The organism is Phenylobacterium sp. (assembly GCF_044371015.1).
GTDB lineage: Bacteria > Pseudomonadota > Alphaproteobacteria > Caulobacterales > Caulobacteraceae > Phenylobacterium.
The window spans coordinates 1-9,213 of record NZ_JBILUK010000121.1 but is presented as its reverse complement, the minus strand read 5'-3'; the positions used below and the strand labels follow the sequence as shown (position 1 = coordinate 9,213).

The following is a 9,213-nucleotide window of genomic DNA, read 5'->3' as shown; positions in this document are numbered from 1 at the left end:
CGCCGCCCTCACCTTTCAGCCCCGAACCTGGGTCGATGGCGAGACCCTGCAGGTGATCCGCGGCCAGCGCGCCATCTTCCGCCTCGATGACAAGGGTCTGCCGGTGCTCGACAGGGTTGAGAAAGGCCAGCTCGCCGCCGCCCATCCTGAGGGCGCGGTCACCGAGTCTTTCCTGCCGCCGCCCGACGGCCACATCGCCATCGCGCTGGACGGCTCAGCCGAGGCGCGCGCCAGCGTTCTGAAGATCTGGAACCAGACCGACCGCATGGTCGACTACAGCGCCATCGCCCTGGTTATGGCGCGCGGCAAGGTGACCCCGTCCCCGGCTCCAGTCTGCGCCGTCCCGCCCCGTTCCATCCGCATCGAGACCTGGCGCCGGCCCATCGTGGCGGCCGGTCTCGGCCGCTTCCGCGAAGCCGTGACGCTTCGCGCCTGCCAATAGGAGACCTAGACCATGGCGCTCGACGCCGAGACCCGCGACCAGCTGATCGACACCGTCCGCCGCTTCGTCACCGAGCGTCTGCGCCCGCTCGAGGCCAAGGTCTCAGAAGACGACGCCATGCCCGCCGACGTGGTCGAGGAAATGAAGGCGCTGGGCCTCTTTGGCCTCTCCATTCCGGAGGCCTATGGTGGCCTTGAGCTCTCCATGGAGGAAGAGTGCCTTGTGGTGCTGGAGCTCGGCCGCACCAGTCCGGCGTTCCGCTCCACCTTCGGCACCAATGTCGGCATAGGCTCCCAGGCGCTGGTGATGTTCGGCAACGACGCCCAGAAGGAGAAGTACCTGCCCGGCATCGCCTCGGGCGAGATCATCACCTCCTTCGCCCTTACCGAACCCGAGGCCGGATCCGACTCCGGCGCGGTTCAGACCCGCGCCGTGCGCGACGGCGACCACTACGTGCTGAACGGCGCCAAGCGCTACATCACCAACGCCAACAAGGCCGACCTGTTCACGGTCATGGCCCGCACCGATCCAAGCAAGCCCGGCGGCGGCGGCGTCTCCGCCTTCCTGGTCGAGCGCACCTCGCCCGGCCTAAGCGTCGGCAAGCCCGAGAAAAAGATGGGTCAGCAAGGCGCGCACGTCTGCGACGTGGTCTTCGACAACGTCCGCGTGCCGGTCGAGAACCGCATCGGCGCCGAAGGCGAAGGTTTCAAGGTGGCCATGCAGGTCCTGGATCGCGGCCGCCTGCATATCTCCGCACTTTGTGTCGGCGTCGCCGAGCGGCTGATCGCCGATTGCGTCGCCTACGCCTCCGAGCGCAAGCAGTTCGGACAGGCGATCAGCCAGTTCCAGCTCGTTCAGGGCATGATCGCGGACTGCAAGACAGAATCGCTGGCGGCACGGGCGCTGACCATGGAGACCGCCCGCAAGCGCGACCTTGGCATGAACGTCACCATGGAGGGCGCCGCAGCCAAGTACTTCGCCTCCGAGATGGTCGGGCGCGTCGCCGACAAGGCCGTGCAGATTTTCGGCGGGGCCGGCTACATCGCCGAATACGGCATTGAGCGCTTTTACCGCGATGTCCGCATCTTCCGGATCTACGAGGGCACCAGCCAGATCCAGCAGGTGATCATCAGCCGCGAGACATTGAAGAGGGGTGGGTGACAGTCCAAGCTGCAACCGCAAACCCGAACCCATGACCGCCGCCGTTGAAGCCGCGATTCTGGGCCTCCTGGCCAACCTGCCGCCCGGCAAGTCGGTCTCTCCGGAGGATGTCGCGCGCGCGCTCGATCCCGCCGGTTGGCGGCGCGAACTGGGCAAGGTGCGCGGCGTCGCGGTCGGCCTGGCCAGGGCCGGCCGACTGGTGATCCTCCGCCACGGCAAACCCGCCGATCCCGACACGTTCAAGGGCGTCTGGCGCATGCGCCTGCCCATTTCAGGAGACCCGGCCTCATGATCCTCTACGGCTCCACCCTAAGCCCCTATGTCCGCAAGTCGCTGGCGGTCGCCGCTGAGGCCGGGATCGAGGTCGAGCTGGTCCAGGCCGGAATGGGCGCGGGCCCGCCCGAGTTCCGCGAGGCCAGTCCCTTCGGCAAGATGTCGGGCCTGAAGGACGGCGATTTCCTGGTCTCCGACTCCTCCGCCATCGTGGCCTACTTCGATGCGCTGAAGCCCGAGGCCCGCCTGATCCCCACCGAAGCCAGGGCCCGGGCGCGGACGATCTGGTACGACGAGTTCGCCGACACCATCCTGGTGGCCGCCGCCGGCGCGATATTCTTCAACCTGGTCGTGGCGCCTCGGTTTCTGAAGCAAGACAGCAACATGGCCGCGGTCGAGGCCGGCAAGGCGCAGCTCCCAGGCATCTTCGACTATCTGGAACGGTCCATCCCCGCCTCGGGTTTCCTCGTCGAGGACCGCCTGACCCTGGCCGATCTGGCCGTTGCGAGTCCGTTCCAGAACCTCGTCCTGGCCGGCCACGCCATCGATGCGTCAGCCTATCCCAAGACCGCCGCCTATGTCGCCGCGATCCTGGCTAGGCCCTCCTACGCGCCCATCATCGCCCAGGAGCGGGCGATGTTCGGGCTGGCCTGACCGCTCACCGCATGCGCGCCCTCGCGGTCGCCCTCCTGGCGCTGACGCTAGGCGCCTGCGCCCCGATGCTGCGCCAGCAGGCGCTCAGCCCGGTCGCCGGCTTTCAGGGTCCGCGCCTGGAGACCGACGCCCTGATCAGCTTCGACGGCGCGCGCCTGGGCCTCACGGTCTGGCGGCCGGAGACGGAGCCCTGGGCGGTCATCGTCGCGTTGCACGGCATGAACGACTACGCCAACGCCTTCCACCTGGCTGCGCCCGAGTGGGCCAGAGCCGGCGTCGCCACCTACGCCTATGATCAGCGCGGCTTTGGTCGCTCGCCCGGGCGCGGCGTCTGGGCCGACCCGGAGCTATTAGCCGAGGATCTGCGCACCGCAGCGGCGCTGGTCCGCGCCCGCTATCCCAGCGCCATCCTGGCCGTGGTGGGCGAGAGCATGGGCGGCTCTGTCGCCGTCACCGCCTTCGCCGGTGAAAATCCGCCCCCGGCCGACCGGCTGATCCTGCTCGCACCGGGCGTCTGGGGTTTCCGCGACCAGCCGCTGCCCAACAAGACCGCCCTTTGGTTCGCCGCCAACCTTACAGGCTCTAAGGTCTACACTCCGCCCCGCTGGCTCACGGCGCGCATCTTCCCCACCGACAACCGCGAGGAGCTCGCCCGCATGGGCCGCGACCCGCTGATGATCTGGGGCGCCCGGTCCGACACGCTCTATGGCCTCGTCCAACTGATGGGCCGCGCCTCTGACGCCGTCGGCCGCGACAAGGCCCCCACGCTCTACCTTTACGGCGCACACGACGACATCATCCCCAAGGCGGCCGCCTTCCGCGCCGCCCGAGGCCTGACCACCGGCGACGTCAGCGCCTACTACCCGGAGGGCCGCCACCTGCTGACCCGCGACCACCAGCGCGCCGTCGTCATCGCCGACGTGCTCAGCTTCCTGAAGGACCCCGCGACGCCGCTGCCATCGGGCGTGGCGGCCATTCCAGGGCGTTAGATCGCCCCCCCTTACCCCGGATAGGCCCGCTCGCCGTGGGCGGAAACGTCCAGCCCGTCCTCGATGGCCTCTGGGCTGGCGCGCAACCCCGTGGTGAACCGGCAGACCAACAGGATCGCCGCCGAGGCCACCGCCGACCAGGCGCAGACCGCCAGCACGCCGATGGTCTGCACACCCAGCTGCGAACCTGCATTCATGCCCTCGGCCCAACCCACGCCGCCCAGCATGGGCGTCGCCAGTCCCGCCACCGCCAGCGTGCCGAGGATGCCGCCCACGCCGTGCACCGCGAAGACGTCCAGGCTGTCGTCCAGCTTCAGGCCCTGTTTCACCAGCCCCACGGCGTGGAAGCACACCAGGCTGCCTGCCGCGCCGAGGATCAGGCCGCCGACCGGGCCCACGAACCCCGACGCCGGAGTCACCGTGGCCAGGCCCGCCACCACGCCGGTGACGAGGCCCACCATCGAGCTGCGCCCGAACTTGATCTTCTCGATCAGGGCCCAGACCAGGCCGGCGGTCGCCGCCGAGATGTGCGTGGCGACCAGCGCCGAACCCGCCGCGCCATCGGCTGCGAGGGCGCTTCCGCCATTGAATCCGAACCAGCCGACCCAGAGCATGCCGGCGCCCATCATGGTTAGCCCCGGACTGTGGGGCGGGTCGGCCGACTTGGGCCAGCCATCGCGCGCGCCCAGGAACGCCACCACCACCAGCGAGGAAACGCCCGCCGTGGCGTGCACCACCAGCCCGCCCGCGTAGTCCATCACCTTCATCTGGGCGAGCCAGCCGCCGCCCCAGACCCAGTGGCAGACGGGCGCATAGACAAGCAACAACCACAGGCCGGAAAACAGCAGCACCGCCCCGAACTTGATCCGCTCCACATAGGCGCCGACGATCAAGGCCGGGGTGATGACGGCGAAGGTCATCTGGAAGGCGAAGAACACGCTCTCCGGCAGGGTTCCCACCACGGCGTCGCGGCCGACCGGCAGCCCGAACTTGGCCAGATCACCGATCCACGGATTTGATCCGGAGAACGCCAGACTGTAGCCGCCCAACAGCCAGAGCACCGAGCTCAGGCAGGCGATCGCCATGCAGTGCATCATCACGCTGAGCGCGTTCTTGCCCCGCACCAGCCCCGCATAGAACAGCGCCAGCCCCGGCAGCGTCATGAACAGCACCAGCGCCGTCGCAGCCAGAATCCAGGCGGTATTGCCCGCATCGACGCTCGGCGGCGCCTCAACCTGCGCCATGGCCGCTCCGGCGAGGCCGGCCAGTCCCACGCCCAGTGCAGCGCGCTTCGCCCATTTCCCGGGCGCCATCCTGCGGATCATTGCCTCTCCCTCGCCGGGGAGGCCCCGCGGATTCTCGCGGGTTGCCATCTCACCGTGCAAGACCTGCATAGACCTTGGGCAAGCGAAGCTTCAACCGCCTGCGGCGAAGGCGTTCCAGGGCCCTCCGCTCGGCCGGCCGTGGCGCCGCATTTACAGGCGCCATCCGCTGATTTTTCAGGCGATCAGGCGGGTTGCCGTGCGCTGGTCGCCGCCGCGGGCCGCGCCCGCATGACCTCGACCCAGCGGATCAGGTGCTTGTGCGTCTCGGGCGGCCTCACCTTTACCAGCCGGGCGAAATCCAGGCCGATGAAGGCGACGATATCGGCAATCGAGAATCGGTCCCCCGCCAGCCACTCGGTCCTGCCCAGTTGCCGGTCCAGTATCTTCAGACCTTCCGTCCCGGTTTCGAGGTTGAACGCGCCGATCACTGGGTCCTGCTTCTCCAGCGCCGCCAGCGGCGGGAACGTGTGGCGCACGCCCACCATCAGTGGAATGGCCACGTTCATCTCCGCCCGTCGGGTCCACATTTCGATGACGGCGGTCTCTTCCGGGGTGGTCCCGAACAGGTTGGGCTCCGGCCAGCGGCTCTCCAGATAGCGGCAGATGGCCAGGGACTCGGTTATCGCGGTCCCGTCGTCCAGCTCCAGCATCGGCAGCACCGGCAGGCCCGCCTTCCGCAGGTAGCCGACCTGCTTGTGCCGCCCTTCGCCCAGATTGTAGGTCTCGACCTCGATGTCGGAGATTTCCTTCTCGGCCATGACCCACAGCACCCGACGCGGGTTCGGCGCAATCGGCGCGACGTGGATCTTCATCGGGGGCCCTCCTGTCAGCCGAAGAGCGCCGCAGGGAGCAGGCCGACGATCGAGGCCGTCAGGCAGGTGGCCAGGAAGCCGGCGATCATCGCCTTCCACACCATGCCCACCACCTCGCTCCGACGCTCGGGCGCAAGCACGGAATAGCCCGCAAGGTTGATCCCCACCGAAGCGATGTTGGCGAAGCCGCAAAGGGCGTAGGTCATCAGCACCCGGGTGCGCGGCTCGAGCTCCTCCATCGGAATCGCGCCCATGTTGATGAAGGCCGTGAACTCGGTCAGCACCAGCTTGACCCCGAGCAGCGAACCGGCGGTCGGCGCATCGGCCCAGGAGACGCCGATCGCCCAGGCCAGCGGCGCGAACACGACGCCCAGGCCCCGCTCCACCGACAGCGGCGCGCCCGCCACGTCGCCGAACACGCCCAGGATGTTGTTGACCATCGCGGTCAGGGCCACAAACACGATCAGCGTCGCGCCCACGTTCAGCATGATCTGCAAGCCATCGCCTGTGCCCTTGATCAGGGCATCGATGGAGCTGTCGTACTTCTTGGCCGCCAGCGGATCATAGGCCTGGCTCTGCTCGACCGCGTCATCGCGCGGTATGATGATGCGCGCCAGCAGCACGCCGGCCGGCGCCGAAATGATCGATGCGGTCAGCACGTGCGCGGCCGCATTGGGCAGCACGTCCTTCAGGATCGTCGCATAAGCCACCATGGTCGAGCCCGAGACGCAGGCCATGCCCACGGCGATCAGCATGAACAACTCGGACCGCGAGAGGCTGGAGAGATAGCTCCGGATGAAGATCGGGCCCTCCACCTGGCCCATGAACACCGTGGCCGCGGTGGCCAGCGCCGGCGGCCCGCGCAACCCCATGGTGCGCTCGAAGATCACCCCGAACGCCTGGGTGATCCAGACCAGGATCTTCCAGTGCCAGAGCAGCGCCGCCAGCGCGCAGACCACCAGGATGACGGGCAGCACCCGGAAGGCGAAGACGAACAGGGCCCCGGGCTCGGTCAGGGGATAGGGCTGGTTGGGCGTCCCGGCCAGGAAGCCGAACACGAACGCCACCCCGGCCTGAGTCGAGGCGGCCAGCCCGTCGACCGCCAGGCCGACGCCCTGCAGCGCCGCCCGCAGAGGCGGCAGGCTGAACAGCGCCAGCACCAACAGGCCCTGCACCGCGATTGCGCCGATGGCCAGCTTCCATGGAAAGCGCCGCCGGTTCTCCGACATGGCCCAACAGAGCAGCAGCACGCCAAGGATCCCGACCACGCTCTGCAGATTCTGAAGCCCGAACATCCTGTCCCCGCGCGCCTGTACGCCCAATCGACGCCGGAACGCGCCCAGGCGCAAGAGGGGTGGGCCAGGTCTCCAAGCAAGTCGAGCCGGCAGGAGCACTGGGGTGACACGCGGAAGCGTGTCGTCCTTGAGGCCGCTGCCCCCGCCTACGACGCCTCGTGCGGATGCCGGGGGCGATCGTCGTCCAGCGGCCACCAGGCGGCCTTTGAGGCCGTGTGGAAGTGGAACCCGATTTCCAGTCCGGCGCCGTCGCCATCCAGCGCGCCGACGCGGAGCCTCAGGGTCTCAGGCGTCTCGTCGCGCTGGCTGAACAGCGGGCTGCCGCAGGCGCCGCAGAACACCCGTCGCTTGCCGGGAGATGCACGGTGCTCGCGCATCAGGTCCTCGCCCTGCAGCCAGCGCACGCTGTCGGCCGGAACCGGCGCGTTGGCTGCGAACGCCCCGCCCTGCGCCTTGCGGCACTGACCGCAGTGGCAAAGCTGGATCGGCGGCAGCGGGCCCGCCACCACATAGCGGACGCCGCCGCACAGGCAGCCGCCGGTGAGGGCGACCCCCATCACACCAGGCGCTTGCCCGCGTCGTCGATCACGGCGCCCAGATCGCGGTTGTCGGCGGCCAGGATCATCTCGTTGTGCGCCTTGCCGGATGGGATCATCGGGAAGCAGTTCTCTTCCTTGGTGACGCGGCAGTCGAACAGCACCGGCTTCCGCACATCGATCATCTCGCGGATCTTGTCGTCCAGTTCGTCGGGCGTCTCGGCGCGCAGGCCGACGCCGCCATAGGCTTCAGCCAGCTTCACGAAGTCGGGCAGGCTCGAGGAATAGGAGTGGCTGTAGCGTTCGCCGTGCAGGAGCTGTTGCCACTGGCGAACCATGCCCATCCACTCATTGTTGAGGATGAAGATCTTGATCGGCAGGTCATATTGAATGGCCGTCGACATCTCCTGCATCGTCATCTGCACGCTGGCGTCGCCGGCGATGTCGATCACGAGCGCGTCCGGGTGCGCCATCTGCACACCGACGGCGGCCGGCAGGCCATAACCCATGGTGCCCAGTCCGCCCGAGGTCATCCAGCGGTTGGGCTCGTCGAAGTGATAGAACTGCGCGGCCCACATCTGGTGCTGGCCCACCTCGGTGGTGATGTAGGTGTCGTGGTCGCGGGTCAGCTCATAGAGCCGCTGGATGGCGTGCTGCGGCTTGATCAGCTTGCTGTCCGGAGCATAGCCGAACGAGTTGCGGGCCCGCCAGGTGTCGATCTGGCTCCACCAGCTCTTCAGCGCCGCCTTGTCGGCGGAAAGGTTGCGGCTCTTCCAGGCCGCGATCATGTCGGCCAGCACATTGCCGGCGTCGCCGACGATGCCGATGTCGGTCCGCACGTTCTTGCCGATCGACGATGCGTCGATATCGATATGGATGCGGCGAGAGCCCGGCGAGAACGCGTCCAAACGGCCGGTCACCCGGTCGTCGAAGCGGGCGCCGATGGCCACCATGACGTCGCAGTCATGCATGGCGTTGTTGGCTTCAAAGCTGCCGTGCATCCCCAGCATGCCCAGCCACTGCGGGTCCGAAGCCGGGAACGCACCCAGTCCCATCAGAGTCGAGGTCACCGGCGCGCCGGTCAGCGCCGCGAATTCGCGCAGCAGGGTCGAGGCCTGCGGGCCGGCGTTGATCACGCCGCCGCCGGTGTAGAGGATCGGCTTCTTGGCCTTGGCGATCATCGCCACCGCCTCGGCGATGCGGCCCGAGTCGCCCTTTACCCGAGGCGCATAGTTATGGGCGTGCTGCACCTCGCCCGGCCCCTGGTAGGCGCCCTTGGCGAACTGCACATCCTTGGGGATGTCGATCACCACCGGGCCGGGGCGCCCGGACGTGGCGATATGGAACGCCTCGTGCAGGATGCGCGGCAGCTCGGCCACGTCCTTCACCAGATAGTTGTGCTTGGTGCAGGGCCGCGTGATCCCGATCGTGTCGCATTCCTGGAAGGCGTCGGTGCCGATCAGGTGTGTAGCGACCTGGCCGGTGATCACGATCAGCGGGATCGAGTCCATCAGTGCGTCGACGATCCCGGTCACCGCATTGGTGGCGCCGGGGCCCGAGGTGACCAGCACCACGCCGGGCTTGCCGGTCGAGCGCGCATAGCCTTCCGCGGCATGGGTCGCGCCCTGCTCGTGCCGGACCAGGACGTGCTTCAGCCGGGGCTCTGCGAACAACGCATCATAGATCGGCAGCACCGCCCCGCCCGGATAGCCGAAGAGGGTGTCGA

Annotated in this window: 10 protein-coding genes; 5 read left to right on the top strand and 5 right to left on the bottom strand. The window is 68.2% G+C overall.

The annotated features are described in order from the left end of the window. The 5 genes from ACIQ3R_RS11185 to ACIQ3R_RS11165 all read left to right on the top strand — a co-directional run. A partial coding sequence (locus ACIQ3R_RS11185) for a hypothetical protein (RefSeq protein ID WP_397418467.1) occupies positions 1 to 442 on the top strand: 442 nt, incomplete at its 5' end. Between the two features lie 12 nt (positions 443 to 454). Continuing rightward, positions 455 to 1,603, top strand: a complete 1,149-nt coding sequence (locus ACIQ3R_RS11180) for an acyl-CoA dehydrogenase family protein (protein ID WP_397418465.1) — start codon at positions 455 to 457, stop codon at positions 1,601 to 1,603. A gap of 31 nt (positions 1,604 to 1,634) precedes the next feature. After that, a complete protein-coding gene (locus ACIQ3R_RS11175) occupies positions 1,635 to 1,895 on the top strand; it encodes a DUF3253 domain-containing protein (protein WP_397418463.1) in 261 nt (86 codons plus the stop codon). Further along, entirely contained in the window at positions 1,892 to 2,530 is a 639-nt protein-coding gene (locus ACIQ3R_RS11170; RefSeq protein WP_397418461.1) for a glutathione S-transferase family protein, read from the top strand. The genes ACIQ3R_RS11175 and ACIQ3R_RS11170 overlap by 4 nt, the downstream gene beginning before the upstream one ends. Before the next feature lie 11 nt (positions 2,531 to 2,541). Then, positions 2,542 to 3,519 carry an alpha/beta fold hydrolase gene (locus tag ACIQ3R_RS11165; protein WP_397418459.1) on the top strand — a complete coding sequence of 326 codons (978 nt, stop codon included), beginning with the start codon at positions 2,542 to 2,544 and terminating at the stop codon, positions 3,517 to 3,519. An 11-nt stretch (positions 3,520 to 3,530) separates the two neighbouring features. Here ACIQ3R_RS11165 and ACIQ3R_RS11160 read toward each other — a convergent pair whose 3' ends face one another. The 5 genes from ACIQ3R_RS11160 to ACIQ3R_RS11140 form a co-directional block, all read right to left on the bottom strand. Beyond that, positions 3,531 to 4,844 (bottom strand): ammonium transporter, encoded by a 1,314-nt coding sequence (locus ACIQ3R_RS11160; protein WP_397418457.1) that lies wholly within the window; start codon positions 4,842 to 4,844, stop codon positions 3,531 to 3,533. A 182-nt stretch (positions 4,845 to 5,026) separates the two neighbouring features. After that, complete coding sequence (locus ACIQ3R_RS11155; protein WP_397418455.1) at positions 5,027 to 5,656, bottom strand: glutathione S-transferase family protein; 630 nt, start codon at positions 5,654 to 5,656, stop codon at positions 5,027 to 5,029. A gap of 14 nt (positions 5,657 to 5,670) precedes the next feature. Further along, the gene (locus tag ACIQ3R_RS11150; RefSeq protein ID WP_397418453.1) at positions 5,671 to 6,951 is read right to left on the bottom strand and encodes a NupC/NupG family nucleoside CNT transporter; all 1,281 of its coding nucleotides are present in this window, start codon (positions 6,949 to 6,951) and stop codon (positions 5,671 to 5,673) included. Positions 6,952 to 7,097: 146 nt separating this feature from the next. Beyond that, entirely contained in the window at positions 7,098 to 7,508 is a 411-nt protein-coding gene (locus ACIQ3R_RS11145; protein ID WP_397418451.1) for a GFA family protein, read from the bottom strand. Further along, positions 7,508 to 9,213 (bottom strand): acetolactate synthase 3 large subunit (locus tag ACIQ3R_RS11140; RefSeq protein ID WP_397418449.1); only part of this gene is annotated, 1,706 nt, incomplete at its 5' end. The genes ACIQ3R_RS11140 and ACIQ3R_RS11145, both read right to left, overlap by 1 nt.

Coding starts and splice junctions, on each gene's coding strand:
- ACIQ3R_RS11170 (WP_397418461.1), top strand. CDS start 1,892: ATGATCCTCTACGGCTCCACCCTAAGCCCCTATGTCCGCAAGTCGCTG.
- ACIQ3R_RS11165 (WP_397418459.1), top strand. CDS start 2,542: ATGCGCGCCCTCGCGGTCGCCCTCCTGGCGCTGACGCTAGGCGCCTGC.
- ACIQ3R_RS11150 (WP_397418453.1), bottom strand. CDS start 6,951: ATGTTCGGGCTTCAGAATCTGCAGAGCGTGGTCGGGATCCTTGGCGTG.
- ACIQ3R_RS11180 (WP_397418465.1), top strand. CDS start 455: ATGGCGCTCGACGCCGAGACCCGCGACCAGCTGATCGACACCGTCCGC.
- ACIQ3R_RS11175 (WP_397418463.1), top strand. CDS start 1,635: ATGACCGCCGCCGTTGAAGCCGCGATTCTGGGCCTCCTGGCCAACCTG.
- ACIQ3R_RS11160 (WP_397418457.1), bottom strand. CDS start 4,844: ATGATCCGCAGGATGGCGCCCGGGAAATGGGCGAAGCGCGCTGCACTG.
- ACIQ3R_RS11155 (WP_397418455.1), bottom strand. CDS start 5,656: ATGAAGATCCACGTCGCGCCGATTGCGCCGAACCCGCGTCGGGTGCTG.
- ACIQ3R_RS11145 (WP_397418451.1), bottom strand. CDS start 7,508: ATGGGGGTCGCCCTCACCGGCGGCTGCCTGTGCGGCGGCGTCCGCTAT.